A 26096-nucleotide genomic window follows, 5' to 3' on the forward strand; every position below is an offset into this window, starting at 1 on the left:
CGGGCCCCTACCCTCCCGCAGACTCACCTTTCGCAGAACTGCAGAACAGGACTCCCCGCGAGATGAAGATTCTGCTCACCCTCCCGCACCCCGGACTGGGGTCGACGGACTTCCTGCGCCCCGGCAACGTCGTGCACGCCCCCGACCTGGACACCGCCCCCGGCGAGCGGCTGCTCGACGCCCTGCTCCGGCACGGCGCCACGGCCCTCGTCACCACCCGGCGGCCGGACGACGAGCTCCTGCGCCGCTGGGAGCGCGACGTCCCCGGCGCCGCCGTCCTGTCGTACGCCACCGGCCCCGACCCCATGGCGCCCCACAACGGCACCGGACTCACGGAGTTACGCCACGACGGTGACGGCGGGCTCCGGGCCATCGCCACCGCCCTGGCCCGCTGCGAACGGCACGCCGCGCTGTCCCGCCCGGCGCCGCCCGCCGCGGAGCCCGGCGGCGGCCCGGCCCCCGTCGTCCTCATCGGCGCCGGCGTCGTCAACCTGGTCACGGCCCTGTACCTGACCGAGGCCGGCCACCGGGTCACCGTCCTCGACCGCTCCCCGGAGCCCGGCACCGCCAAGTGGGAGGCGTACGGCTGCACCCACGGGGGCGACGACGCCCGGATGTTCACGTTCACCGAGATGGACGTCTACAACAACCAGGACTTCCACGGCCGCGCGCCCGACTGGTTCCGGCACACCGTCGAGCGGCACGGCTGGCTCGCCCGCGAGCCGCACACCTTCTCGCGCGAGGAACGGGCCTGGATCGACGAGTTCGAGAGCGTCCCCTCCTGGCTGGCCCGCGCGTACACCGAGGACGTCTTCTCCCTGACCGCCGAGGCGGGCGTCGAGTGGGACCTGCTGCGCGAGCGGCACCCCGGACTGTTCGAGGACGTCGTCCTGACCGACGACATCCTGCGGGTGTACAGCGACCCCGCGCACCTGGAGGCCGCGCGGGCCCGGCACCGCGCCCTCGGCGCGGTCCTGCGCGAACCCTCGCCGGACGAGCTGGCGCGGGAGGTCCCCGGACTCGCCGGGCCGCTCGGCGACGGCACGCTGGCCGGCGGGCTGTTCGTGCCCGGCTTCACGCTGAACGTGCACAAGTTCACCGACCGGGTCGTCGCGTGGCTCACCGCCCGGGGCGTCCGCTTCCACTGGGACACCGAGGTCGCGGCGGTGCGCCGGGACCCGTCCGGGACGGTGACCGGCCTCGACTGCCCGGTGCCGGTGCCCGCCGGCGCGCACGTCGTCGTCTCCCCGGGCGTCTACGGACATGAACTGCTGCGCGGCACGCCGTGCGAGGGAAAGATCCACGGGGTGCTGGGCGGCTGGGCGCGGGTCGGCAACGGCGGTGCGCGCCTGCGCCATTCGCTCAAGGTCGGGCGGCGCGGGCATGTGACCGAGGACGCCAATGTGACGGTGGCGGTGGACGCCGACGGCCAGGAGATTCTCGTCGTCGGCTCCGGCTACGGCTACACGGGCGCGACCACCGAGGCCGACGAACGCCAGCTCACCGCGATCCGCCGGGGCATCGCCGACACCGTCGAACGCCTCTTCCCGGACCGGCCCGGGCCGCGCACCCCGTCCGCGATCCGGGACGACTACGCGTTCACGTACTGCGTCCGCCCCTGGACCGCCACCTCGCTGGGGCTCTACCACGCCGAACGGACCGCCGACGACGGCCTGTTCGTCGTCAACGGCGGCCACAACACCGGCGGGTTCGCCCAGGCGCCCGCGACGGCCCGCGCCGTCCTGGCCTCGCTGCGCGGCGAGGACCACCCCATGCACCTGCTCTACCACCCCGAGCGCTTCCCCGCCTTCACGGCCGGGACCCGGACCGCCGGCGCCCCCGCCCCGCTGCCGGCGGTCTCCCGCGCCTGACCCGCCGGGGCGGGCGCACAGAGATTTCCGAGAAGAGGACGACATGCACACCGACCCCGCTCTGGACCCCGCCGACTGGGAGGAGTTCCGGGCCCTGGGCAGGCGGATCGTCGACGACGTCGTGGACCACCTCGCCGGGCTCCGCGACCGGCCCGTGTGGCGTCCCGTCCCCGAGGAGATACGGGCCGGGTTCCGCACCGGGCTGCCCACCGAGGGCCGGCCGGCGGCCGAGGTGTACGAGGAGTTCCGCGCGACGATCGAGCCCTTCCCGCGCGGCAACACCCACCCCCGCTTCTGGGGCTGGGCCAATGGCTCCGGCGTGCCCGTCGCGGCCTACGGCGACCTGCTGGCCTCGGTGATCAACTGCACCCTCGGCTCGGGCGAGAACGCCGCGATGATGGTCGAGCAACAGGTGATCTCCTGGCTCCAGGAGGCCCTGGACTGGCCCGCCGGCGGCTCCGGGCTGCTCACCAGCGGCGCCTCCATGGGACAGGTCACGGCGCTGGCCGCGGCACGGGAGGCGCTCTCGCCGGTGGCCGGCTTCCGGGAGAAGGGCGCCGTGGCGGCCGGCACGCAGTTCACCGTCTACGGCTCCACCGAGACCCACCACTCCGTGGAGAAGGCCGTCGAACTGCTCGGCATCGGCCGCCGCTTCTTCCGGGCGATACCGGTCGACCGCGACTTCCGGATCGGCGTCGGCGCGCTGCGCGCCGCGATCCGGGACGACCGCCGGGCGGGGCTGCGCCCGCTGTGCCTGGTGGGCAACGCCGGCACCGTCAACACCGGCGCGATCGACCCGCTGGACGAGCTGCTGGCGGTGGCCCGGGAGGAAGGCCTCTGGTACCACGTGGACGGCGCGTTCGGCGCGTTCGCCCAGCTCCTGCCCTCCCACCGCCCCCTGCTCGCCGGGCTCATCGAGGCCGACTCGCTCGTCCTCGACCTCCACAAGTGGCTCTACATGCCGTTCGACGTCAGCTGTGTGCTGACGCGCGCCGACGGCGCGCTGGAGGCCGCGTTCAGCTCCAGCGCGGACTACATCAGCACCACGACGGCGGGCCCGGCGTCGTACCCGCTGGCGTTCTCCGACCGGGGGATCGAGCAGTCCCGCCGGTTCCGGGCGCTGAAGGTGTGGTTCGCGCTGAAGACCCACGGCGTCCAGGCGTTCGCCGACAGCATCGCCGCCAACATCGCGCAGGTCGCCCATCTGGCCGCGCTCGTCGAGGCGGCCGACGATCTCGAACTCGTCGCGCACGGCGACCTCAACGTGGCCTGCTTCCGGTACGTGTGGCCTGGCGCTGACCCGGCCGCCGCCGACCGCGTCAACCGGGGCGTCCTGGAACGGCTCCAGACCGAGGGCCTGGCGATGCCCTCGCACACGGTGATCGACGGGAAGTTCGTGCTCCGCGTGGCCGACAACAACCACCGCACCGCCTTCGCCGACTTCGACTTCCTCGTCGACCAGGTGCGGGCGATCGGGGCGGAGCTGCGTGACCGGCGGGAATAGGCTGATCACCCGGCACGGTGACGGAGCGGCACGGCGGCGGAGAGGTGACGGGATGACGGGCGGCGCGGCGCGCGCGTACTGGGTGGGCCTGCTGGCGGCGCTCATGGCGACGGCCCTGTGGGGCTTCACGTTCCTGGGGCCGGCGGCCGTCGCCCCCGTGAACGTCTACTACCTGGTCGTGGGCCGGTACGCGGTCTTCGGGCTGGTGTCCCTGGCCGTCCTGGTGGCGCACCGGCACGAGGCGCGGGCCCTGGGCGCCCGGCAGGCGCTGCTGGCCGCCCACCTGGGCATCGTCGGGTACATCGGCTTCTACCTGCTGCTGTCGCTGTCCTCCGCGATCGGCGGCGGCGTGCTCGCGTCCACCCTCACCGGCCTGATCCCGCTGCTGGTCACGCTGGCCTCCAACGCCCTGGAGAAGGTCCTGCCGTGGCGCCGGCTGCTCCTGCCGGTCGTGGTGATCTCCGCCGGGCTGCTCCTGGTGAACGGCGGCTCGTCCGCCGACCGCTCCGGGAGTGATCGGGACGCGACGGCCGGCGTGGTCCTCGGCGTCCTCGCCTGCGTCGCCTGGTCCTACTTCGTCATCGTCAACCGGTGGGCCCTGCGGCGCGCCCGGCCCGCCCCCGGCAACACCACCTGGACGGCCTGCATCGGCCTCGGGGCGTTCGGCGGTTCGCTGTTCCTGCTGCCGCTGGCCCGGTCGGGCGACGGGCCGTCGCCGTTCGCGGACGCCGGCCGGCTGTGGCCGTTCCTGCTGTGGTGCGTGGCCCTGGCGGTGCTCGGGTCGTGGTGCGCGACATGGTTCTGGAACATCGCCTCGCGCCGGCTGCCGGCCACGGTCATGGGCCCGGTGATCGGCATGGAGGCGGTGTTCGGCGCGGTGTTCAACCTTGTGTGGGAGGGCCGTACGCCCACGTCCCACGAGCTCGGGGGCGGCCTCCTCGTGATCGCCGGTGTGCTGGCCGGCTCGTACCTCTTCAACAGGGCCGGCCTGGCGCGGGCCGGCTCCCGGGAGGAGTCCGGGCGGCGCGCGGTTCCCACGGCGGGGGGGGGGGGGGGGGGGGGGGGGGGGGGGGGGGGGGGGGGGGAGGGGGAGGGGGGGGGGGAGGGGGGGGGGGTGGTTGTGGGGGGGGGTGGGTGTCCGGTCCCCCCGGGGGGGGGGGGGGGGGGGGGTCCCCCCCCCCCCCCCCCCCCCCCCCCCCCCCCCCACCGGGCCCGGTCAGGCCTTGGCGGCCTCGACCAGCGCGGCCGTCGTCACGACCCGTGCGAAGCCGCCGCCGTGGAGGCTCACGGCCGTGGCCCGGGCCAGCTCCCCGGCGGTCAGCCGCCATCCGTCCGGCCCCTCCAGGTCGAAGGTGTGGGTGGCGTCCAGCGCGAACAACACGTCGTAGCCGAGGTTGCCGCCCATGCGGGCCGTGGTCTCGGCGCACATGTTGGTCTGGATGCCGGTCACCACGAACTGCCGGATCCCCTGGGCCTCGAACCACTCGCGCAGGTCCGGCGTGCCGTAGAACGCCGAGTTGACCGTCTTCGTCACCAGCAGCTCCGGGGCCGTGCCCCGGCCCCGCCGCTCCTCGACGAAGTCCTTGAAGTCGTTCCCCTCCTGCCCCGGGCGCAGCGGCGAGCCGGGGCTGGGGGAGTCGTGCCGTACGAACACCACGGGGCGGCCGGTGGCCTGCCAGACGTCGATCAGTGCCTCGATGTTGGCCTCCGCGTCCGGGTTGTCCCTCGGACCCCAGTGCCCGGCCTCGTCGAAGCCCTTCTGCACGTCGATGACGACCAGTGCCGCGTCGCGGTGAATCTCTCGCTTGTCCATGACCATGATCCTGCCGCCGGGCGGCCACCCCCGACAGTGGCAGGACTGCCGAGGATCGATGGCTTTCCGCCAGCGGGCTCCGGGCGGCATACTGCGGCCATGCCGCCCTACCGCGTCGCCCTGGTTGCCTTCCCCAACATCCGCTCCTTCGACGTCTCGGTCATCACCGAGGTCTGGGGCGCGGACCGTACGGACCGTGGCGTCCCGGCCTTCGAACTGCGTCGCTGTGCCGCCGACCACGACCGCGCCGTGCCCATGCCCGGCGGGCTCAGCCTCGCCCCCGACCGGACCCTCGCCTGGCTCGACCGGGCCGACCTCGTCGTCGTCCCCGGACTGGTGGACCCGCTGGCGCCGGTCCCGCCGCCCGTCCTCGACGCCCTCCGCCGCGCCCACGCGCGCGGCACCCCGGTCGCCGCCCTGTGCGCGGGGGCGTTCGCCCTCGCCCAGGCCGGGCTCCTCGACGACCGCCGCGCCATCACCCACTGGACCCTCACGGACCTGCTGCGGCGCGAGCACCCCCGGGTGACCGTCGTCCCCGACGCCCTCTTCCTCGACGCGACGGCGGACGCCCCCACGGACACGTCCGCCCCGCTGTGGACGTCCGCCGGCACCGCGGCCGGCATCGACCTCTGCCTCCACCTCGTGCGCACCGGGCACGGCGCGGAGGCCGCCGCCACCATCGCCCGCTCGATGGTCACCGCGCCCTTCCGCACCGGCGGCCAGGCCCAGTTCATCGAGCGGCCCACCGTCCCCGAGGACCGTGACGCCGACGCCCTGTCCCTGGTACGGGAGTACGCCCTGCGCCACCTCCACGAGCCCCTGAGCGTCGGCGACCTGGCGGCCCGGGCCGGCATGTCCCCGCGGTCCTTCGCCCGCCACTTCTCGGCCGGCACCGGGACCACGCCCGCCCGCTGGCTCCTCGACCAGCGCCTGGCCGCCGCCCAGAAGCTGCTGGAACGCACCGACCTGGCCATGCCCGAGGTCGCCCGGCGCGCGGGCTTCGGCAGCGAGGTGACCATGCGGCAGCACTTCGCCGCCCGCCTGTCGACGAGCCCCCGCGCCTACCGCGCGGCGTTCTCGCCCGCCTCGGCCCCCTCGTAGCCGACCAGCGCCCGCGCCGCGTACGGGTCCAGCGCCCGGCCCGCCGCGAACGCCTCCGCGTACCCCCGCTCGCCCAGCGCCTCGCGCAGCGCGCCACCGATGCGGTCGACATCGCCCCGCTCGCCCGGCGGCAGGGGTGCCCCGGCCGCCTCCCGGGCCGCCGCCGCCGACCCCAGCAGCCGCGCCGCCGGCCCGGGCCGGCCCGCCAGCGCCTCCGCGCCGGCCAGCCCTTCGAGGGCCAGCGCCAGCGCCCGGGGGTCGCCGGAGCCGCGCGCCGCGGCGAAGCCCTCCCGGTGCAGGGCCGCCGCCTCGCCGGCGGCACCGCGCCCCTCGGCGAGGAAACCCAGCTCGGCCAGGATCAGCGCGCTGCCCGGGTTCCCGTCCACCGCGCGGCACCAGTCGAGCCACGGGCGCAGATACGCCTCGGCCTCCTCCGGCCGGCCCTCGCGCCGCGCCCCCAGCGCGAGGCCGACCTCGGCGAACTGCTCACCCCTGCGGTACGCGTGACGTACCGCCACGGCGCGGGAGCGCTCGTGGAAGCGCCGCGCCGCCGCGTGGTCCCCGGACAGCAGGGCGATGCGGCCCAGACCGCCCAGCGCGTCGGCCACCTCCACCCACAGCCCCAGCTCCTCGGCGTCCGCCAGCGCCTCCCGGCGGAGCCGGTCCGCCTCCGCGTAGTCGCCCGTGACCTCCGCCAGCACGGCCAGCAGCCCGGCCGTCCGCAGCCGGCCCCAGCGGTCGCCGAGCGCGCGGAACAGCCCGGCCGCCTCCTCGCCGTCCCGGCGCAGCGCGGCCAGGTCGCCGCGCAGCAGGGCGTGTCCGGCACGGGCCTGGAGCGCGGCCGCCGTCCCCCAGCGGTCCCCGGCGGCCCGGAACCGCGCGAGGGCACGGGCCACGGGCCGCTCGCCGCCGGCCGGATCACCGTGACCGGTACGGGCGAAGCCGGCGAACCAGCGGGCGGTGTCCGGCACGTCGTCGTCGACGTCCTCCCCGGCCGGGTGGGGCGTCTCCCCCTCCAGGACCGAGCCCTCCAGGAACGCCATGCCCGTGCGCCAGGCGGTGGCCTCGGCGCGCGCGGCGGCCGGGGCCCCGCCGGGGGCCGACAGCGCCAGGTCCAGCGCGCGCCGGGCCTCGCCGCGCCGGCCGCGCAGGTACCAGTACCAGGCCAGCGCGTTCACCAGGCGCAGGGCCGAGGCCGCGTCGCCCTCGCGTACGGCCGTCGTCAGCGCCCGGTGGAGATTGGCCGCCTCCCCGTCCAGGAGTTCGAGCCAGTGCCGCTGTTCCGGGCCGCGCAGCCCCGGCAGGGCGCGCTCCGCGAGCCCGACATGGTGGGCCGTGTGCCGGGCTCGTACGGCCGCCGACTCGCCCGCTTCACGCAACCGTTCGGCGGCATAGGCCGCGACGGACTCCAGCAGGCGGTAGCGCGGGCCGCGCGCGTCCTCGGCCGCCACGACCAGGGAGCGGTCCACCAGCCGGGCCAGGACGCCCAGCACCTCCTCCCGCGGTACGTCCTCCCCGGCGCTCACGGCCTCGGCGGCGTCGAGCGAGCAGCCGTCGGCGTGCACGGACAGCCGGCGCAGCACCGTCCGCTCGGGCGGCGTCAGCAGCTCCCAGCTCCAGTCGATGACCGCCCGGAGCGTCCGCTGGCGGGCCGGGCCGCCGCGCGGCCCCGGGCCCAGCAGCCGGAAGCGGTCGTCGAGCCGCTCGGCCAGCGCCCGCACGCCCAGTGCCCTGACCCGGGTGGCCGCGAGTTCGAGGGCCAGCGGAAGGCCGTCGAGACGGCGGCAGATCTCCGCGACGGCGTCCGCGTCGCCCGGGGTGGCGGCGAAGCCCGGGGCCGCCGCCCGCGCCCGTTCGCCGAACAGACGGACGGCCGCGGTCCGCAGCACGGCAGCGGCGTCCGCCTCCGGGCCGGGCACGTCCAGGGGCGGCACCACCCAGAGGGTCTCGCCCGCGACGCCCAGCGGCTCCCGGCTGGTGGCGAGGACCCGCAGCCCGGGCGCCGCGCGCAGGAGCGTCTCCGTCAGCGCGGCGACGGGGCCGGTCAGATGCTCGCAGTTGTCCAGGACGAGCAGGGTCCGCCGGCCGCGCAGCGCGGCGGCCAGCCGGGCGGCCGGGGAGACGGACCCGTCGGTCCCGGTGAGCGCGGGGGCGTCGTCGCGGACGCCCAGGACGGTGCTCACGGTCTCGGTCACCCGGTCGGTGCCGCCTCCGTCACCGGTGCCGTACGGGTCCGCGTCGCCGCCCGCCTCGCGCCCGGCCAACTCGACGAGCCACACCCCGTCGGGGAAGTCGCCGGCCGCCCGCGCCGCGACCTCCAGCGCCAGCCGGGTCTTGCCCACGCCGCCGGGCCCGGTGAGCGTGACCAGCCGCCCGGCGTCCAGCAGCGCGGCCACCTCGGCGACGTGCGCGGACCGGCCGACGAGCGCGGTGAGCGGGGCGGGCAGGTTGGTACTCGGCGGGGGAGGGCCGGCGGCCGGGGTCCGGGGCGCGGGTACGGGGGTCAGGTCCGGGTCCTGCCGCAGCACGGCCCGGTGCAGGGCCGTCAGCCCGGGGCCGGGATCCACACCCAGCTCCTCGGCGAGGCGTTCGCGCAGCCCGGCGTGGACGGCGAGCGCCTCGCCCTGCCGGCCCGCGCCGTAGAGGGCGCGGATACGGGCGGCGTGGAGCCGCTCCCGCAGCGGGTGCCGGGCCGTCCAGTCGGCCAGCTCGCCCGCGAGCCGGCCGTGCTCGCCGGCCTCCAGCAGTGCCTCGGCCCACTCCTCCACCACCACCAGGCGCCGCTCCTCCAGCCGGGCGGCCGTGCCGCGGACGAACTCCTCGTCCAGGAAGTCGGCGTAGGCCGGGCCGCGCCACAGACCCAGCGCGTCCGCCAGCAGCGCCGCCCGCTCGCGCGGGTCCGCGACCGCCGCCGCACGGCCGGACAGCTCGGCGAAGTCGTCGGCGTCGACCGCGGCGGCGCCGGTCCGCAGCGCGTAGCCCGCCGGTTGCGAGACCACCAGGTCCCGGCCGCCGGGCTCGGCCGCCTCCAGCGCCCGGCGCAGCCGCCAGACCCGGGTCTGCAGCCCGGCCCGCGGATCGTGGGGCGGTGCCTCGCCCCACAGGTCGGCGACGAGCCGGTCCGCGGTCACCGGCCGCCCCTCGTGGGCGAGGAGGACGGCCAGCAGGGCGCGCACCTGGGTGCCGGGCACCGTGACCGCTTCGCCGGTCTCCGTCCTGACCTGAAGCGGGCCCAGTACTCCGAAGCGCATGCGGCAACAGTAACCGCGCACCGGAGAGCGGCCCGATCGGGAGAGGACGGAGAGAGGACGGAGAGCGGACCGGGAGAGGACGGAGGGCGGCCCGGGCCATCGTGATGCCCGTAACCCACCGCGACGAAGGAGAACACCGCGATGTCCGAGATCCCCCGCACCCCCGGCCGCACCCGCACGCCCGTGTCCGTGATCGGCCTGGGGATGATGGGAAGCGCCCTGGCCGATGCCTTCCTGACCCACGGTCACCCGACGACCGTGTGGAACCGCTCGGCCGCCCGGTCCGCCGCCCTCGTCGAGCGGGGCGCCGTCCTCGCCGGCACGGCGGCCGAGGCCGTGGCGGCGAGCGAGCTGATCGTCGTGTGCGTGGCCGACTACAACGCCGCGCACACCGTCCTCGCCCCCCTCGGCCGCGAACTGGCGGGCCGGACGCTGGTCAACCTCACCAACGGCACGCCCGACCAGGCGCGGCGGATGGCGACGTGGGCGGCGGACCAGGGCGCCCGCTACCTCGACGGCGGCATCATGGCCGTACCGCAGATGATCGGGACGCCGCACGCGCTCGTGCTCCACAGCGGGGCGCGGGACGCCTTCGAGGAGTACGAGGACACGCTGGCCCTGCTGGGCACGCCCCGCTACCTGGGCGCGGACGCCGGCCTCGCGGCACTGCACGACCTGGCCATGCTGGCCGGCATGTACGGCCTGTTCGCCGGGTTCCTCCACTCCGTCGCCCTGGTCCGGACGGAGAACGCCGGCGCGGCCGGCTTCATGGAGCTGCTGCTGCCGTGGCTGGACGCCATGCGCGGGCTGCTCCCGGAGCTGGCCACGGCCATCGACTCGGGCGACTACGCGACCGACGTCTCCAGCCTCCGGGTCAACCTGGACGGCCTCGGCAACATCCTGCGGGCCGGCCACGACCAGGGCCTGGGGGACGGGCTGCTGGCCCCGCTGCACGACGCGCTCGCCGAGCGGGTGGCCGCCGGGCACGGCGCCGACAGCCTCGCCTCGCTGATCGAGGTGGTGGGGAAGCCCGCCGGCCGGTGACGGGGGAGGGATGATGGGGGCATGGTCCACATCACCCTCGTCAAGGGCGACATCACCCGGCAGCGGGCCGACGCCGTCGTCAACGCCGCGAACTCCTCGCTCCTCGGCGGCGGTGGCGTCGACGGGGCCATCCACCGCGCGGGCGGCCCGGAGATCCTCGCGGCCTGCCGCGCCCTGCGGGCCTCCCACTACGGCAAGGGCCTCCCCACCGGCCGGGCCGTGGCCACCCCGGCGGGCGACCTGCCGGCCCGCTGGGTCATCCACACGGTGGGCCCGGTCTGGTCCGCTTCGGAGGACCGCTCGGAGCTGCTGGCGTCCTGTCACCGCGAGGCGCTGCGGGTGGCGGACGAGCTGGGCGCGCGGACGGTGGCCTTCCCGGCGATCTCGACGGGCGTCTACCGCTGGCCCGTCGAGGACGCGGCCCGGATCGCGGTGGAGACGGTGGAGCGGACCCCGACCGAGGTGGAGGAGGTCTGTTTCGTCCTCTTCGACGACCGGGCGTACGAGGCGTTCGCCGCCCGGCTCCGATGAGTGGAGCACAGTTCTTCCTCGTCAACTGATGCTCCGGGAATTGGCTGGTTATGATCGGCACCCACTCCGAAACGACCGGCTGTGTTTGACGAGGACTGATGACTCCCACAGGATCCGAGGGCCCGGGCGAGCCGGTACACATACGAAGAGCACGAAGAGCACGCAGCGGCCGGCGACGGGTCGTGCGCCTGCGGACGTTGCTCGTCTGGCTCGCGGTGGTGCCCACCGTGGCGATGGGCGTCCAGGTCCTCATCAGCTCCGACCGGTCGGTGGAGGAGTCCCGGCATCTGCGCAAGGACGTACTGGCCGGCCGGCAGACCGGCGTACCCCTGTACCAGCTGATGACCACGCTTCAGGACGAACGCGCGATCACCGCCGCGTGGTGGTCGGGCATGCCCGTGTCCGGGGCCGATCTGCGCGGCCGCCGGGCCGCCACCGACCGGGCCGTGGACGCGTTCCTGAAGTCGTCGGACCTCGACCAGCTCCACTCCGACCGGGCGAAGGACCGCCTCCGCGACGTCACGCGGCGCCTGGCCGACCTGGGTGCCCAGCGCGAACGCACCGACGCCCGCCACGGCAGCGCGGACGACACCGTCGACTACTTCACCGACATGATCAGCGGAACGATCCGTTGCTACGGGGACTTCAGCCACGTCGACGACGGCGGGCTGACGCAGGAGACGACCTCGCTCGTGGCCCTGTTCTCGGCGGCGGAGGTGGTGGCCCGCGAGGATTCCATCCTGGCGCTGTCGGGCCCCTCCGGAAAGCTGACGACCACCAGGTTCAGTGAGTTCACCGAAGCCGTCGGCGCGGGCAACTACCTGTACGACACGGTCGTCCTCGACCTGCCCCTCGACGACCAGGACGCCCTCCAGCGGATCCTCACCTCGAACGCCTGGCAGACGAAGTCCCGCATCGAGAGGGCGGTCGTCTCCGAGCACCGGGACGTCTCCTCCGGCGTCGTGCTGCCGCCGGACGCCGGCGACTGGCGGGCGGCCTACAGCACCCTTTCCGTCCAGCTGAACACCCTGAACGAGAGCGAGCTGCAGGAGCTGCTCGCCAACGCCGACGACCGGGCGGAGGAGCTGGAGAACCAGGTCGTCCTGCTGGTGGCCGCCAGTGGTGCCGCCCTCCTGCTGGTCGTCGCCGTCGTGGTCCTCACCACGCGGTCGGTCCTGCGCCGCCTGCGCTCCCTCCACGACCGCACGGTGGTGGTCGCCGAGGAGACCCTGCCGGACATCGTGGACCGCCTCCGGCGCGGAGAGGCCGTCGGCACCGACGCACTGCCGCGGCCGAGGGGCGAACAGGACGAGGTCGGACGGGTCAGCGACGCCTTCGCCCAGGTCGTCGCCGTATCCGTGGAGGGACACCAGAAGCTCGCCGACGAGCGACAGGGCTTCAGCGTGTTCGCCTCCGGCATCGCCGCGCGGACCGGGAACCTGGTCAGCCGGCAGCTCGCCCTCACCGAGCACATCCAGGACGCCTTCGGCCAGGACGAGGCACTCCTCGCCGACCTCATGAGGTCCGATCAGCTGACCGTGGGCATGCGGCGGCAGATCGAGAACCTGCTCATCCTGGCGGGCGGCGAGATCCCCGACCCGCACATGGAGCCCATGCGCATCGCCGACGTGCTGCGGGAGGCGGCCGCCGAGGTCGAGGACTTCCGGCGCATCGACCGGCACGCCATGGACGAGACCAGCGTGGAGGCCGGCGTGATCAGCCAGCTCAGCCACCTCCTGGCGGAACTGCTGGACAACGCCACGCGCTTCTCCCCGCCGACGGCGAGGGTCGCCATCCGGTCCGAACTGGTCGGTGACGGCCTCTGCGTCGAGATCGAGGACCGGGGCCCGCGGGTGACCGCCGAGCGGTACGAGGAGATGAACGGCCGGCTGCACTCGGCCCCGCCGTACTCCGTACTGGCCAGCAACGCGCACCGGCTCGGCCTCTTCGTGGTCGGCCACCTCGCCGACCAGCTCGGGGCGACGGTCACGCTGCGCCGGTCGGCGTTCGGCGGGACGTCCGCCGTGGTGATCGTCCCGGGCGAGCACCTCGTGCCGACCCGGGAGGGCACCGCGGCGCGGGAACCGGCGAAGGACTCCGCGCCCGCGCCCGCGTCACAGCCCGCCGAGGAGCGGCTGCCGAAGCTCGTCCCGCGGCGGCGGACCGGTGACCCGGCGGACGGCTCCGCGGACGACCCCGCGGACGACCCCACTCCCGGGCCGTCGGAACTGCCGCGCCGCCTGCCGAAGGAGCAGGTGCGGCAGGCCGGCCACACGGCGCCGACGGCCCCGGAGGCACCGCCCCGGTCCGGCTCCGGGGGCACCCCCGGTCGGCCGGCCCTCCCCGAGCGCGTCCCGCAGACCCATATGACCCGGCGACTCCGCGAGCCGCGTGCGGAGGAACCGGTGGGCCGGGACGCCGACACGCCCGAAGAGGTGGCCGACGCCTGGGCGGACTACGAAGACGGCACCAGGCAAGTGGAACTCGAGCTCCGAGGGGACCAGTCATGACGACGACACAGAACGATGCGATCTACAGCATCCTGGACAACAACCTGAGCAGGATCGCGGGGATCCAGGGAGCCGTGCTGCTCGCCAACGACGGGATCAAACTCAGCGCCTACATGCTGGAGCGGGACCAGGCCGAGCGGGTGGCCGCGGCGGCCTCCGGCATCGCGTCCACCATGAAGGCCATCTCGCGGGAGATCGACGGCGGCGGGGTGATCCGCCAGCTCGTCGAGATGGACGACCGGTACCTGTGCATCGTCGGGTGCGGATCGGGCAGCACGCTGATCGTGGTCTCCTCCCGCAAGGCACGGCTCGGCGAACTGGGCGGCGAGACGGTCCGCGCCGCCCAGGCGCTCGGCGAGTGGCTGGACACCCCCGAGCGCGCACAGGCTCCCGCGTCGGCATGACGGCCGACCCCCAGCCCGGACGGCGCCGCCGGACGCGGCTGTACGCCCTCACCGACGGGCGTACGGCCGCGTCCCGGCACGGCCTGACGATGGACACCGTGATCACGGCGACCTCCGACCCCGGTCAGGGCAGCCTGCCCACGGAGTGGCGGGAGATCCTCGCCATGTGCCCGTCGCCGAACGGACGGGCGGTCGCCGAGATCGCCGCCCGGATGCGGATGCGGCTGACTCCCATGGTGGTCCTGCTCGGCGAGCTGCTGGAACGCGGGCTGATCCGCCACCGGCCGCCGCTGGACGCCTCCGAGACCTCCAATGTCCACCTGCTCATGAAAATCAGGGACAACCTTGCCCGACTTTGACACCGCCGCGCCGGAAGCGTCCCCCGTCAAGATCCTCGTCGCCGGGGGTTTCGGGGTCGGCAAGACGACCCTGGTCGAAGCGATCTCCGAGATCGATCCGCTGTGCACCGAGGAGCGGCTGACGTCCGCGGGCGTCGGCGTCGACGACCTCGACGGCATCGAGGGCAAGACGGCGACCACGGTCGCGATGGACTTCGGCCGCATCACCCTCACCGACGCCGGAGTGGTCCTGTACCTCTTCGGCACACCGGGCCAGGAACGCTTCTGGTTCATGTGGGACGACCTGCTGAACGGGGCGCTCGGGGCGATCGTCCTGGTCGACACCCGGAGGCTGGACCGCAGCTTCGCCGCCATCGACTTCTTCGAGAACCGCGGACTGCCGTTCGTCGTCGGCGCGAACTGCTTCGACGGCGAGCAGCCGTACACCGCCGAGGAGATCAAGGCGGCCCTGCACCTGAAGGACCCGGACGTCCCCGTCCTCCTGCTCGACGCCCGCTCCCGGGCGGACGTCCACGGCTGCCTGCTCGCGCTGCTGGACCGGCTCATCAGCCAGGCGCGCGTCGGCGCGGCCGTCTGACCGACCGGGCCGCCGAGGCGTTCGCCCCGGCGGCCCGGTCGTCCGGCTCACACCAGTTCGGGTTGCGGCTCCGGCTGCCGCGCCGGCGCGGCGACCGGTTCCCGTTCCCACCGCTGGGTGGTCCGTACGTAGCCGTAGATCACCGAGGCCAACGCCACGATGAGGAGCGGCCCGAACAGCCACGGGTACTCGGCCATCTCCATCGGCAGGTAGCGGTAGCACGCCAGGAGCGTGGCGAAGACCGTCGTGCCGTAGGCGACCAGCCGGATGCCCGACCGGTCCCAGCCGCGGTCGAACGCGCGCAGCGCCGTCTCGATGGTGAGCGAGAACACCACGCCGGCGACGAGGTCCACGCCGTAGTGGTAGCCGAATCCCAGCGTCGCGCCGAGCGTGCAGACCAGCCAGAACGCGCCGAAGAAGCGGAGCAGGCGCGGGCCCTTGCGGGAGTGGATGAAGATCGCGACGGCCCATGCCGTGTGAAGGCTGGGCATGCAGTTGCGCGGGGTGATCCCGTCGTACGGCACCGGGTGCGGGGTGGCGATCGCCGGGGCCGTGTGCGGCCACAGGTCGGCCACCGCCCACTGGACGCCGCCGGTGCCGGAGGTGCCCGGGCCGTAGGCGAAGATCGGCCCGACCACCGGGAAGATCATGTAGATGGCCGGCCCGAGCAGGCCGATCACCAGGAAGGTGCGCACCAGGTGGTGGGCCGGGAAGCGGCGCTCGGCCGCCACGTCGCGCAGCTGGTAGAGCGCGACGACGATCGCGGCCACCGCGAGCTGGGCGTAGACCAGGTCGAGCACATGGGTGCCGACCGGGGCGGTGGCCCTGAGGAGCCGGCCCATCACCCACGACGGGTTGCCGAGCGCGTGATCGGCCATCGCCACGTACGGGTCGAGCACCGTGGGGCGGGTCTTCGAGGTGATGAGCAGCCAGGTGTCACCGGTCTTGCGGCCGGCCACCAGCAGCAGCCCCAGCCCGACGCCCTTGAGCAGCAGGGCGCGTTCCGGGCCGGTGCGGCGCGTGACGGCGATGACCGCGCAGCCCAGCATCACCCACAACGCGCCGTTGCCGAAGAAATGGTCGCTGTCCACCTTGGCGTCGACCGCCCACCGCACCAGCACGAAGACGACGTCGATGCCGATGGCGGCGCCGGCGGCGATGAACCGCTGCCGCCAGGTGAGCACCACCATCATCAACGCCATACCGCCGTACAGCGGCCCGGGTTTGGGGGCGAATATCACCTCTCGCACCTGATTGGTGATCGGCCCCGGTACCCCGGCACAGCGACGCGCGACGATCTCCAGCGCGACGAGCAACCCGAGGGCGGCCACACCCACCGCGGCCCACAGGACCGCCCGCGGTCGACGCCCCGCGGCAAGCTCGATTCTGCCGTTTATTCGCGAAAGCACCTGCATACTATAGGCATCAATTATTTGGTCGATTTATTTGCCTTTGCTCCGGCTTCTCGCTGTTTTCTCGCCCCGGCCGTCGCCGGTGGCCGCCGTCAGCGCAGCAGCCCCGCCGCGACCTTCAGGTCCGTCACCAGGCCCTCGTACATCGCGGTGCGGTCCGCGTCGCTCGCGCGGAGTACCGCGGAGGGGTGGATGGTGGCCACCAGGGTGCCCTCGGGCTCCGGGGTGCCGTCCAGGGGTGGGAGGGGCAGGGCCATCCCGCGCTGTCGCCCCACCCTGAACGACGAGCCGAACAGGGCCTTGCCCGCCGTCGCGCCCAGGGCCACGACGACCTCGGGGGCGACCAGGCGCAGTTCCTCCCTCAGCCAGGGCTTGCACGCCCTGATCTCCTTCAGGTCCGGTGCCTTGTGGATGCGGCGCTTGCCGCGCTGCGCCGGCTCGAACTTGAAGTGTTTGACCGCGTTCGTGACATAGGTGCCCGCGGGGTCGATGCCCGCTTCGCCCAGCGCCCGCTCCAGGACCCCGCCCGCCGGGCCGACGAACGGTCTGCCCTGCCGGTCCTCCTGGTCGCCCGGCTGTTCACCCACCAGGAGCAGCCGCGCCGAGGTGTCGCCGGTGCCGAAGACCGTCTGGGTCGCCTCGCGGTACAGGGGGCAGCCCCGGCAGCCGGCCGCCGCGTCCCGCAGGGCCCGCAGGCCGGCGCCTTCGGGTACGTAGGGCCCGGCGTCGTAGCCCTCGCCTCCTCGTGACACGTGGGACTCCCTCCTGCTCCGCTCCCGGGCCGTCCCAGTGTCGCCCGCCGGCCGTCCGATCGGCGGCTTCCGCCCTGCGCCCGGGTGTCGCGGGTGCCACGGTGGGCATGTGCACGCACGAGAGAAAGGACGACGGCATGCCCAGGGGTTCCAGCGCCAAGCGTGAGCGGCAGTACGAGCACATCAAGGAGAGCGCCCTCGACCGGGGCGAGAGCACGGACCGGGCGGAGGAGATCGCCGCGCGCACCGTCAACAAGGAGCGCGCCCGCGCGGGCGAGTCGAAGACCGCCAGCCGTACCTCGCTCCAGGACATGTCCTCCTCCCGGCGCGGCGGGCAGCGCTCGCACTCCGGAGCCCAGGGCCCGACCAAGGAGCAGCTCTACAACGAGGCGCGGCAGCGGAACATCGAGGGCCGCTCCCACATGAACAAGGACGAGCTGAAGCGGGCCCTGGGCCGGGACTGACCCGCCCTTCCATGAACAGCGACCCCGGAGCGGACCCGCCGGACGCGCCCGGCGAGATGCGGCGCAACGGGCGCCACGAGTCCCCGGCCCAGCGGGCGGACCGCCGCTGGAGCGAACTGCTCCAGGAGGTGCGGGTCACCCAGACGGGTGTGCAGATCCTCTTCGGCTTCCTGCTCACCGTCGCCTTCACCCCGCGCTTCGCCACCTTGGGCCCCACCGATCGCGTCATCTACGTCGTCACGGTCGTCCTGGGCGCGGCCACGACCGGTGCCCTGGTGGGGCCGGTCTCCTTCCACCGCATCGTCAGCGGGCACCGGCTCAAGGAGCAGACGGTGACCTGGGCCGCGCGGCTGACCCTGATCGGCGTCGTCCTGCTGCTGGCCACCGTCACCTCGGCGCTGTTGCTGATCCTGCGGATCGCCCTCCACAACTCCGCGGTGCCCTGGCTGGTCGTCGGGGTGGTCGCCTGGCTGGTGCTGTGCTGGTTCGGGCTCCCCGGCTGGGCCCTGTACCGGTACGAGCGGAGGAAGTGACCCCCGCCCCGCCCGTGCCCCCGTCCTCAGCCCCGCGCGCCCGCCGGCCGCCAAGCCCGCCGCGCGTCCGGCGACGTTCAGGCGATGGGGGTCATGAGCGGTTCGCCTCACGGTCGAGGAAGTCGAGCACGAGCGGGCTCGCGACGGCGCGGAACTCCTCGAAGTAGGCGTGCCGCGCCCCGGGAATCGGCACCTGGCGGGCGCCGGGGATCCGGTGCGCGAGCAGCGGCGCGTTGGCCGCGGGATTCAGCAGGTCGTCGCTGCCGTGCAGCACGAGGGTGGGTGCGGTGATACGGGGCAGGACGTCCCAGGCGTCGTGCCGGTCGCTGGCGAGGAGGTGGGCGCGGCGTGCGCGCGGGGACATGCCGGGGTCGCCGAGCGTGCGGTGGCCCGTGGGGTGGGCGGCGAGCCAGACCGGGGTGTACATCAGGTCCAGCAGGGCGCGCCGGGCCGCGCCGGGGTCCGGCGCGGCGAGGGAACGGCGTACGGCGTCGGAACGCTCGACGCCGTGCCGGCCGCCGGCCGAGGTGCAGCCGAGCACCAGGCGGCGGACCCGGTCCGGGTGCTCCGCCGCCAGGAGCTGGGCCACGCGGCCGCCCATCGAGGTGCCGTAGACGTCGGCCCGGCCGATCCCCAGCTCGTCCAGCACGGCCACGACGTCGCCGGCGAACCCGGCGGTGCTGTACGGGCCTTCGGGCGCGTCGCTGTCGCCGGTGCCGCGGTAGTCGAGCGTGATCGTGGCCCGGGCGGTGTGGAAGTCGTCGCGGACGCCGTCCCACCAGTGGTGGTTGTTGGCCTGGCCGGCGAGGAGGACGAGCGGGTCCCCCTCGCCGCGCACCTGGTAGGCGACGCGGGTTCCGTCCGGGGACGTGGCGTACGGCACTGCGGGCATCCTTCCGTGGCGTGGGGCCGGCGATGTCGGCGGCGTGCGGGACCGTGCCGCCGGGCCGTACGCGGTGGGGCACCGTCCGCCGGCCGGTGGGGCCGGCGGGAGGGCGGCGCCCATTGTCACTCGGAGGCGGACTCCGTCTCGTGTGAGAAATATCCGTGCGACGACTTCTCGCCACGCGTGAGGTGGGAGCCCTCCTGGATCTCGTGGAGGGAGTTGGCGTTCCGCCGCTCCTGCCGGTCCCCCCGCCGGTTCCGTCAGCCGTGCCAGATCCTCCGGTACGCCTCCCGGTAGCCGGGCGGGTCCCAGGAGGTCAGCCCCGCGCTGTTGGCCGCCGTGGCGACGTGCACGGGGGCGACGTAGCCGCTGGCGGGGGCGCCGGAGAAGGCGCGGTTGAACTCGTCGACGATCTGCCAGCCCTGCTCGGTGAGCGCCTCGGGCACGGTGGCCGCCTGGAACTGGCCGCTCTCGATGCGCTGGAAGGCGGAAGGGTCGCCGTCCCCCGCGCCGATGTTGTAGGGGGCGCCGGTGCCCTTGCGGCGGGCGGCGCGCAGGGCGGGCGCCGCGTCGGCGAAGTAGACGTCGTTGATGGCGACGGAGTGGGTCCAGCGGTCGCCGAAGCGGGAGAGCAGCGAGGAGACCTCCTGGGGGACGCGGGCGGCGGTGTCGGAGATGGGGATGTTCTCCTCGGCCAGCAGCCGGGTGCCGGAGCAGGCGGCGAGGCGTTCCCTGATGAGGTCGGACTTCCTGCGGGCGAAGGGGATCGAGCCGTCGGTGAAGAGGACGACCCCGGCGTCGCCCCGGGAGTGGGAGACGACCCAGTCGGCGCTGATCCGGGCGACGTCCTGGACCCGGGTGGTGACGTTGGTGAAGAGCTCGGGGTCGCGGCTGGGGCCGGGGGAGTCGACCGCGTGCCAGCCGACGAGCGGGATGTGCTCGGCCCGGGCCCGCGCGACCTGCTGGGACGTCAGCCGGGGGTCGAAGCCGCCGATGACGATGCCGGCCGGGCGCAGGGCGACGGCCTGCCCGAACGCCGCCTGGATCCCGGCGGGGGTGCCCTGCCCGTCGATCACGCGGACGTCCCAGCCGATGTCCCGGGCGGCTTCCCGTACGCCCTCGGCGGTGCCCGCGACGCCGGGGTTGGTCATGGTCTGCGCGACGTAGACGAGGGTCTTCCCGGGCACCGCGCGGGGGCCGGTGACGGGGCCGTCCCAGGCGGGTGCCGTCCGCTCGGCCTGCCGTACGGCCGCGTCCGCCTCGGCCAGCACGGCGGGGCAGCCGGGCGTCGCGGGGGCGGTGACCGTCGGCGCGGGGCCGGACGACGCGCCGCGCTCGCACCCGGCGAGGACGGCGACCGCGACGACCGTCACCGCCGTCGCCGCGACCGGCCGCCGCGCCGCGGCGGTTCTCACGGGGTGGTCCGGGGCGGGTCGTGGTGGGTGCGGACGGGGTCGGCGCGCTGCCGGCGCAGCTGGCGGCGCGCGGCGTAGCCGGACAGGCCGACGGCGATGAGCAGGGTGACGCCGTTGAACAGCGGCGTCACCCAGAATCGGGCGCCGAACTGGCCGATGCCGGCGAGGCCGACGGCGAGGACGGTGACGGCCAGGAGGGTGCCCAGGGCGTTGGCGCGGCCCGGGCGGATCGCGGTGGAGCCGAGCAGCGCGCCCACGAAGGCGGGCAGCAGGTAGTCCATGCCGACGCTGGGGTTGCCGGTGCGCTGCTGGGCGGCGAGGAGGACGCCGGCGATGCCGACGACGAGCCCGGAGCCGGTGAAGGCGTGGATGACGTGGCGCCGGGTGGGGATGCCCACGAGGTCGGCGGCGCGTGGGTTGGACCCGATGACGTACAGGTAGCGGCCCAGCGGCAGGCGTTCGAGGACGAGCCAGAGGACGGCGGTGAGCGCGAGGACGTAGAAGGCGGCCACGGGCAGGCCGAGGAAGCGGGAGTCGTAGAGGTCGGTGAAGCCGGCGGGCAGTCCGGCGGGGCCGGGCACGATGCGGGCGCCCCCGGTGATCCAGCCGGTGCACGCGTACATGACGCTGCCGGTGCCGAGGGTGGCGATGAAGGAGTCGATCCGGGCGAACTCGACGATGGTGCCGTTGGCGGCGCCGACGGCCGCGCCGCCGGCGATCACCGCGAGGCAGGCGAGGGGCCAGGGCCACTGGTGGGTGACGACGAGCCACAGCGTCATGACGTGGGCGAGGCCGAGGCCGTAGCCGATGGACAGGTCGAAGCGGCCGGTGACGATGGGGACGGTGGCGCCGAGCGCGAGGAGGGCGGTGATGGACTGGTTGGACAGGACGGCGGAGAGGTTGTCGAGCGTGGGGAAGGTGTCCGGCAGGGCGAGGGAGAAGGCCGTGAACAGCAGGACGGTGAGCGCCAGGAGGCCGTACGCGCCGACGAGGTGCCCGAACCGGCGGGCCGGACCGGGGTGCCGGGACGGGCTCATCCGGGCATCCCGGTGAGGGCGGTGATGTCGGAGGCGGCGTGGGTGAGCGTGGTGACGGTGAGGCCGTCGCCGCTCAGTTCCGTGGCCACCCTCCCGCGGACGAAGACCAGGGCCCGGTGGCACACGCCGGCGACCTCCTCGAAGTCGGTGGAGACGAGCAGCGCGGCCGGCCCGTCCGCCAGTGCCTCCTGGAGCAGGCGGTGGATGGCCGCCTTGGCGCCGACGTCCACCCCGGCGGTCGGTTCCTCCAGGACGAGCAGCCGCCGGCTGAGCCGCAGCCACCGGCCGATCATGACCTTCTGCTGGTTGCCGCCGGACAGCGCGGCGATCGGCGCCTCGCCGTCCGGGGGGAGCACCGAGAAGCGGGCGACGAGCGCCGCGGCCTCGGCCCGCTCGCGCCGCGGGCCGATCCAGTGCGGGGCGCCGCCCGCCCCGGGGTTGGCCAGCAGGTTCTCACGCACGGTCAGTTCCGGGGCGCAGCCCTCCTCCCAGCGGTTGCTGGTCACGAAGCCGGTGCCGGCCGCGACGGCGGCCGTGACCGAGCCGGGCCGGTACGGGCGGCCGTCGAGCAGGGCGGTGCCGCCGGTCAGGGGCCGGGCGCCGGCGAGGGCGCGGCCCAGCTCCATGTGGCCGGCACCGGTGAGGCCCACCATGCCGACGATCTCGCCGGCGCGCAGCCGCAGGTCGACCGGTCCGGCGCCCGCTGTGCGCACCCCGTCGAGGACCAGGACGGGCGGGCCCGGGGCCGGGGCGGCGATCAGGTGGCCGCCGGGTTCGTGGCCGACGATGTCGCGCACCAGCCGGGCGGGGCCGTAGCCGGCGAGCGCGCCCCGGCTGACGAGGCGGCCGTCGCGCAGCACCGCGAAGACGTCGGCGACCTGGTGGACCTCGTCGATCCGGTGGGTGACGAAGACGATCGCGTGGCCGCGGTCGCGCAGCGCGCGCAGGACGCCGAACAGCCGGGCGCAGTCGGCGGCCGGGAGGCTGGCGGTCGGCTCGTCCAGCACGATGAGCCGGGCGTCGGTGCACAGGGCGCGGGCGATGGCGACCAGGGAGCGCTCGGCCCGGGTGAGGTGGGCGACGACGGCGTCCGGGTCGAGGTGCGCGGCGACCACGGCCAGGGCCTCGGCGCAGCGCCGGCGCGTGAGCCGCCAGGACACCAGGCCCGCGCGGCGCGGGTAGCCGGTGCCCAGGGCGATGTTCTCGGCGACGGTCATCCAGCCCACCAGGCCCAGGTCCTGGTGGATGAACGACATGGCGCGGGAGGCGGCCTCGGTGCCGAGGGGGTGCCCGGCGACGGTCACCTCGCCGGCGTCCGCGCGGTGGACGCCGGCGAGCACCTTGATGAGGGTGGACTTCCCGGCGCCGTTGGGCCCGAGCAGGGCCAGGACGCTGCCGGACCGGACGTCGAGGTCGACCCCGTCCAGCGCGACGGTGCCGCCGAACCGCTTGCTCAGACCGCGGATACGGACGAGGGGCGGGGGTTCGCGGCCCGGGGGAGGGCTGCTGTCGGGAGTGTCGTGCACGGACGTCTCCGGGAGTCGGCTGCTGGGGACCTTTCCGGACCGGCTACCGCGTTTCGGTCATGCTACGACCGCCGTGGCGCCGGGCGCCGGAGGGGCCGTCAGATGGCGGGTATGTCGTCGATGTCCGCGAGGGAGAACTCGGGGACGGCGGCGGTCCTGCCGCCGGGCACCTCCAGGGGGCACTCGGCCCAGATGACCTTGCCGCCGGGGGTGTAGCGGGTGCCCCAGGACTGGGAGAGCTGGGCGACCAGGAACAGGCCGCGCCCGCCCTCGTCGGTGGTCGCGGCGTGGCGCAGGTGCGGGGCGGTGCTGCTGGTGTCGGCGACCTCGCAGGTCAGGGCACGGTCGTAGAGCAGGCGCACCTGGATGGGGCCGGTGCCGTAGCGGATGGCGTTGGTGACCAGCTCGCTGAGGATCAGCTCGGCGGCGAAGCCGACCTCGTCCAGCCCCCACGCGGCCAGCCGCTCGGTGACGGCGGCCCGGACGGAGGCCACGAGCGACGGGTCGGCGGGCAGCTCCCAGGTGGCGATCCGGTTGGGGTCCAGGGTGTGGGTGCGGGCGACGAGCAGGGCGATGTCGTCGGCGGGGTGCTCGGGCACCAGGGCGTCCAGCACCGCCCGGCAGGTGTCCTCGGGCGGCCGGTTGGGGTGGGCCAGGGTGCGGCGCAGCTCCTCCAGGGCGGTGTCGAAGTCGCGGCCGCGGTCCTCGATGAGCCCGTCGGTGTAGAGCACCAGCTGGCTGCCCTCGGGGAGGAGGAACTCGGCGGTCTCGAAGGGCAGGCCGCCCAGCCCCAGGGGCGGTCCGGCGGGCAGGTCGGGGAAGCCGACGGTGCCGTCGGGGCGGACCAGCGCGGGCGGCGGGTGCCCGGCCCGGGCCATCGTGCACCGCTGCGAGGTGGGGTCGTAGATGGCGTAGAGGCAGGTGGCCCCGATGATGCCGGTGATGCCGGCCGACGGGTCGTCGCCGCACTCCTCCCGGTCGAGGCGGCCCACGAGGTTGTCGAGGTGGGTGAGGACCTCGTCCGGCGGGAGGTCCAGCTCGGCGAAGTTGCGCGCCGCGGTGCGCAGCCGGCCCATGGTGGCCGCGGCGTGCAGCCCGTGGCCGACGACGTCGCCGACGACGAGCGCGACCCGGGTGCTGGAGAGCGGGATGACGTCGAACCAGTCGCCGCCGACCCCGGACTCGGCGGGCAGGTAGCGGTGGGCGACCTCGACGGCGTTCTGCTCGGGGAAGCCGTGGGGGAGCAGGCTGCGCTGGAGGGCGAGCACCATGGTGTGCTCACGCGTGTAGCGGCGGGCGTTGTCGATGCAGATCGCGGCCCGCGTGGCCAGTTCCTGCGCCAGCGAGCGGTCGTCGTCGCCGAAGGGGGCCGGGTCCCGGGAGCGGTAGAAGCTCACCACGCCCAGGACGATGCCGCGGGCCAGGAGCGGGACGGCGATGAGGGAGTGGACGTTGTGGCAGAGGAGGCGCCGAGCGTGCACCGGGTCCTGGTCGATCCAGCCGGTGGCGGCCCTCAGGTCCGGCTCCAGCACGGTGCGGCCGCTGGTCAGGCAGCGCCGCTGGGGCGTGGTCGGCCGGAGGTCGACCCGGGCCCCGGCGGGGTAGAAGGGGCAGTCGTCGCGGATGCCGTGGACCACGGAGCGGTGGAGGTCCCGGCCGGGGTCGGTGGGTTCGTCGCCGCGCAGCACCGCCTCGGGCAGGTCGATGGTGACGAAGTCCGCCAGCCGAGGGACGGCCATCTCGGCGAGCTCCCGGGCGGTGCGGTCCACGTCCAGGGTGGTGCCGATGCGGGTGCTGGCCTCGGACAGCAGCTCCAGGCGGCGCCGGGCGGCCACGGCGTACGTACCCACCCCGGGCTCGCCCACCAGCACCAGCCGGCCCGGCGTGTGCCCGGGCGCCGCGCGGGGGCCGCGCGCGTGGTCCGGCACCGGAGTCCCGTCCGGCGGGGCCGCCAGGAGGTCCTGGCCGTCGGAGTGGCGTGGGACCGGCGCGGCGCCGACGGGGACGGAGAGGTGGTCGTGGTCCGTGGGGCCCCGGGGGACGACCGCCTCGATGGCCACGCCCGTCACGCCGGAGGTGCTGCTCACCGGGCGGCTCAGCAGGGTCACCCGGCGGCCACCGGGCAGGGGCACCTCGACGGCGGCCCGCTGGGCGGCGGCTATCAGCTCGGTGGCCCGCTCCCGGAGGATCATCTGGTCGCGTGGGTCCAGCCCGCTGGAGCCGAGGTCGCCGAGCGCGCCGTCGCCGGCCGGCGCGTGCCGCCGGGCGTCGAGGTACGCCTGGAGCAGCGAGCGCTCGCGTTCCGAACTCTGCTCCAGCAGCCGCAGTTCGATGGCCCCGGCGGCCCGGCGGATGACGACGTCCAGCGCCGGGTCCGCGTCGGTGCGCGGGTAGCCGAAGCACAGGATGCCCTCGATGTGCCCGTTGAGGGGGTCCCGGATGGGGATCGCCGAACAGGCGTTTGACTGGGAGCGCTCGGCGAAGTGCTCGGCGCCGTAGACGTTGATCAGCTGCCGCTCCTCCAGGGCCAGCCCGATGCCGTTGGTCCCGGCGTACTTCTCGGCGAAGACGAACCCCGGCACGCTCTGGATCGGGGCCAGCCGCCGCACCATGTCGGGGTCCCCGAACCGGCGCTGGAGCACGGCCCCGCGCTCGTCGGCGAGGGCCACGTTCATGCTGCTGCCGGCGAACCTGGCCTGGAGCCGGTCCAGTACGGGCGCGGCCGCGCGGACGAGGCGGCCGGCCACGTCGAGCTCCTGGGTGAAGGGGAGTTCGCAGCCGTCCGGAGAGAGCCCCAGCGCCCGTGAGCGCTCCCACGAGCTGAGGATCGGGTCCCGTACCGCCGCCTCCCCGACGGCTCCGCCACCGAGGAACCGCTCGCGGGCGAGCGCGGGACCGATGTCCTCGGCCAGGAGCCCCATGCGGATCACTTCCCTCGCCGGCACGTCCCGCGTGTGCCGTCACATGCCGTCTTGGACCGTCCGCTCGGGTGACGGGCGGATGCGCTGGTGTTCCATTTTAGAACTTTCCCGAAATGCCTGGAATCGCCGTCCGGGGCCCGACAGGGGCCGCCGGACGGCCGCCGGAGCCCACGGAGCGCTCCCGT

General features: G+C 74.8%; 20 protein-coding genes and 1 pseudogene. 12 read left to right on the top strand and 9 right to left on the bottom strand.

Annotated elements, in window-relative coordinates; translation table 11 throughout:
• Nucleotides 1-62: 62 nt before the first annotated feature.
• The 3 genes and pseudogenes from AC07BS_RS07020 to AC07BS_RS07030 all read left to right on the top strand — a co-directional run.
• Nucleotides 63-1871 carry an NAD(P)/FAD-dependent oxidoreductase gene (locus AC07BS_RS07020; protein WP_478930723.1) on the top strand — a complete coding sequence of 603 codons (1809 nt, stop codon included), beginning with the start codon at nucleotides 63-65 and terminating at the stop codon, nucleotides 1869-1871.
• 43 nt (nucleotides 1872-1914) lie between these two features.
• Nucleotides 1915-3375 carry a pyridoxal phosphate-dependent decarboxylase family protein gene (locus AC07BS_RS07025; RefSeq protein WP_478930725.1) on the top strand — a complete coding sequence of 487 codons (1461 nt, stop codon included), beginning with the start codon at nucleotides 1915-1917 and terminating at the stop codon, nucleotides 3373-3375.
• Nucleotides 3376-3478: 103 nt separating this feature from the next.
• Nucleotides 3479-4273: pseudogene (locus AC07BS_RS07030) on the top strand (DMT family transporter); the annotation flags it as partial.
• Nucleotides 4274-4591: 318 nt separating this feature from the next.
• Here AC07BS_RS07030 and AC07BS_RS07035 read toward each other — a convergent pair.
• A complete protein-coding gene (locus tag AC07BS_RS07035; RefSeq protein ID WP_478647490.1) occupies nucleotides 4592-5188 on the bottom strand; it encodes a cysteine hydrolase family protein in 597 nt (198 codons plus the stop codon).
• 99 nt (nucleotides 5189-5287) lie between these two features.
• On the opposite strand from AC07BS_RS07035, the gene AC07BS_RS07040 reads away from it, so the two are divergent.
• Nucleotides 5288-6289, top strand: coding sequence for a GlxA family transcriptional regulator (locus AC07BS_RS07040; protein WP_478930983.1), 1002 nt, complete (start codon nucleotides 5288-5290; stop codon nucleotides 6287-6289).
• Here AC07BS_RS07040 and AC07BS_RS07045 read toward each other — a convergent pair.
• Nucleotides 6250-9540: an AfsR/SARP family transcriptional regulator gene (locus AC07BS_RS07045; RefSeq protein ID WP_478930727.1), complete on the bottom strand. Its 3291-nt coding sequence runs from the start codon at nucleotides 9538-9540 to the stop codon at nucleotides 6250-6252. The genes AC07BS_RS07040 and AC07BS_RS07045 overlap by 40 nt on opposite strands.
• A gap of 141 nt (nucleotides 9541-9681) precedes the next feature.
• Here AC07BS_RS07045 and AC07BS_RS07050 point away from each other — a divergent pair, with 141 nt between their 5' ends.
• From AC07BS_RS07050 to AC07BS_RS07075, 6 genes are all read left to right on the top strand, one after another.
• Nucleotides 9682-10584 carry an NAD(P)-dependent oxidoreductase gene (locus AC07BS_RS07050; RefSeq protein ID WP_478930729.1) on the top strand — a complete coding sequence of 301 codons (903 nt, stop codon included), beginning with the start codon at nucleotides 9682-9684 and terminating at the stop codon, nucleotides 10582-10584.
• Nucleotides 10585-10605: 21 nt separating this feature from the next.
• Entirely contained in the window at nucleotides 10606-11115 is a 510-nt protein-coding gene (locus AC07BS_RS07055) for an O-acetyl-ADP-ribose deacetylase (protein WP_478647482.1), read from the top strand.
• A 182-nt stretch (nucleotides 11116-11297) separates the two neighbouring features.
• Nucleotides 11298-13625, top strand: a complete 2328-nt coding sequence (locus tag AC07BS_RS07060) for a sensor histidine kinase (protein WP_478930731.1) — start codon at nucleotides 11298-11300, stop codon at nucleotides 13623-13625.
• On the top strand, nucleotides 13622-14029 hold the full coding sequence (locus AC07BS_RS07065) for a roadblock/LC7 domain-containing protein (RefSeq protein WP_478647478.1): 408 nt from the start codon (nucleotides 13622-13624) through the stop codon (nucleotides 14027-14029). The genes AC07BS_RS07060 and AC07BS_RS07065 overlap by 4 nt, the downstream gene beginning before the upstream one ends.
• Nucleotides 14026-14388: a DUF742 domain-containing protein gene (locus AC07BS_RS07070; protein WP_478647476.1), complete on the top strand. Its 363-nt coding sequence runs from the start codon at nucleotides 14026-14028 to the stop codon at nucleotides 14386-14388. Before AC07BS_RS07065 ends, AC07BS_RS07070 begins: the two co-directional genes overlap by 4 nt.
• On the top strand, nucleotides 14375-14965 hold the full coding sequence (locus tag AC07BS_RS07075; protein ID WP_478647474.1) for a GTP-binding protein: 591 nt from the start codon (nucleotides 14375-14377) through the stop codon (nucleotides 14963-14965). Before AC07BS_RS07070 ends, AC07BS_RS07075 begins: the two co-directional genes overlap by 14 nt.
• Before the next feature lie 47 nt (nucleotides 14966-15012).
• Here AC07BS_RS07075 and AC07BS_RS07080 read toward each other — a convergent pair whose 3' ends face one another.
• Together AC07BS_RS07080 and AC07BS_RS07085 are read right to left on the bottom strand one after the other, a co-directional pair.
• Nucleotides 15013-16380: a phosphatase PAP2 family protein gene (locus AC07BS_RS07080; protein WP_478647472.1), complete on the bottom strand. Its 1368-nt coding sequence runs from the start codon at nucleotides 16378-16380 to the stop codon at nucleotides 15013-15015.
• A gap of 89 nt (nucleotides 16381-16469) precedes the next feature.
• Complete coding sequence (locus AC07BS_RS07085) at nucleotides 16470-17129, bottom strand: UdgX family uracil-DNA binding protein (RefSeq protein WP_478647470.1); 660 nt, start codon at nucleotides 17127-17129, stop codon at nucleotides 16470-16472.
• Between the two features lie 137 nt (nucleotides 17130-17266).
• On the opposite strand from AC07BS_RS07085, the gene AC07BS_RS07090 reads away from it, so the two are divergent.
• Together AC07BS_RS07090 and AC07BS_RS07095 are read left to right on the top strand one after the other, a co-directional pair.
• Nucleotides 17267-17593, top strand: coding sequence for a plasmid stabilization protein (locus tag AC07BS_RS07090; protein WP_478647468.1), 327 nt, complete (start codon nucleotides 17267-17269; stop codon nucleotides 17591-17593).
• Between the two features lie 11 nt (nucleotides 17594-17604).
• Nucleotides 17605-18126, top strand: coding sequence for a DUF6328 family protein (locus AC07BS_RS07095; RefSeq protein WP_478647467.1), 522 nt, complete (start codon nucleotides 17605-17607; stop codon nucleotides 18124-18126).
• A 91-nt stretch (nucleotides 18127-18217) separates the two neighbouring features.
• On the opposite strand, the gene AC07BS_RS07100 is transcribed toward AC07BS_RS07095, so the two are convergent.
• From AC07BS_RS07100 to AC07BS_RS07120, 5 genes are all read right to left on the bottom strand, one after another.
• Nucleotides 18218-19009: an alpha/beta fold hydrolase gene (locus AC07BS_RS07100; protein ID WP_478930734.1), complete on the bottom strand. Its 792-nt coding sequence runs from the start codon at nucleotides 19007-19009 to the stop codon at nucleotides 18218-18220.
• A 263-nt stretch (nucleotides 19010-19272) separates the two neighbouring features.
• Nucleotides 19273-20427, bottom strand: coding sequence for a substrate-binding domain-containing protein (locus tag AC07BS_RS07105; protein WP_478930736.1), 1155 nt, complete (start codon nucleotides 20425-20427; stop codon nucleotides 19273-19275).
• Complete coding sequence (locus AC07BS_RS07110) at nucleotides 20424-21464, bottom strand: ABC transporter permease (protein ID WP_478647461.1); 1041 nt, start codon at nucleotides 21462-21464, stop codon at nucleotides 20424-20426. Before AC07BS_RS07110 ends, AC07BS_RS07105 begins: the two co-directional genes overlap by 4 nt.
• Entirely contained in the window at nucleotides 21461-22990 is a 1530-nt protein-coding gene (locus AC07BS_RS07115) for a sugar ABC transporter ATP-binding protein (RefSeq protein WP_478647459.1), read from the bottom strand. Before AC07BS_RS07115 ends, AC07BS_RS07110 begins: the two co-directional genes overlap by 4 nt.
• A 98-nt stretch (nucleotides 22991-23088) precedes the next feature.
• Nucleotides 23089-25911, bottom strand: coding sequence for a SpoIIE family protein phosphatase (locus AC07BS_RS07120; RefSeq protein ID WP_478930738.1), 2823 nt, complete (start codon nucleotides 25909-25911; stop codon nucleotides 23089-23091).
• Nucleotides 25912-26096 lie beyond the last annotated feature (185 nt).

The sequence above is a fragment of the Streptomyces sp. NPDC044063 genome, assembly GCF_056434285.1.

Bases quoted from the DNA above. Each gene is read 5' to 3' on its own strand.
- AC07BS_RS07020 (WP_478930723.1), top strand. From the start codon at position 63: ATGAAGATTCTGCTCACCCTCCCGCACCCCGGACTGGGGTCGACGGAC.
- AC07BS_RS07025 (WP_478930725.1), top strand. From the start codon at position 1,915: ATGCACACCGACCCCGCTCTGGACCCCGCCGACTGGGAGGAGTTCCGG.
- AC07BS_RS07035 (WP_478647490.1), bottom strand. From the start codon at position 5,188: ATGGACAAGCGAGAGATTCACCGCGACGCGGCACTGGTCGTCATCGAC.
- AC07BS_RS07040 (WP_478930983.1), top strand. From the start codon at position 5,288: ATGCCGCCCTACCGCGTCGCCCTGGTTGCCTTCCCCAACATCCGCTCC.
- AC07BS_RS07045 (WP_478930727.1), bottom strand. From the start codon at position 9,540: ATGCGCTTCGGAGTACTGGGCCCGCTTCAGGTCAGGACGGAGACCGGC.
- AC07BS_RS07050 (WP_478930729.1), top strand. From the start codon at position 9,682: ATGTCCGAGATCCCCCGCACCCCCGGCCGCACCCGCACGCCCGTGTCC.
- AC07BS_RS07055 (WP_478647482.1), top strand. From the start codon at position 10,606: ATGGTCCACATCACCCTCGTCAAGGGCGACATCACCCGGCAGCGGGCC.
- AC07BS_RS07065 (WP_478647478.1), top strand. From the start codon at position 13,622: ATGACGACGACACAGAACGATGCGATCTACAGCATCCTGGACAACAAC.
- AC07BS_RS07070 (WP_478647476.1), top strand. From the start codon at position 14,026: ATGACGGCCGACCCCCAGCCCGGACGGCGCCGCCGGACGCGGCTGTAC.
- AC07BS_RS07080 (WP_478647472.1), bottom strand. From the start codon at position 16,380: ATGCAGGTGCTTTCGCGAATAAACGGCAGAATCGAGCTTGCCGCGGGG.
- AC07BS_RS07090 (WP_478647468.1), top strand. From the start codon at position 17,267: ATGCCCAGGGGTTCCAGCGCCAAGCGTGAGCGGCAGTACGAGCACATC.
- AC07BS_RS07095 (WP_478647467.1), top strand. From the start codon at position 17,605: ATGAACAGCGACCCCGGAGCGGACCCGCCGGACGCGCCCGGCGAGATG.
- AC07BS_RS07110 (WP_478647461.1), bottom strand. From the start codon at position 21,464: ATGAGCCCGTCCCGGCACCCCGGTCCGGCCCGCCGGTTCGGGCACCTC.
- AC07BS_RS07120 (WP_478930738.1), bottom strand. From the start codon at position 25,911: ATGGGGCTCCTGGCCGAGGACATCGGTCCCGCGCTCGCCCGCGAGCGG.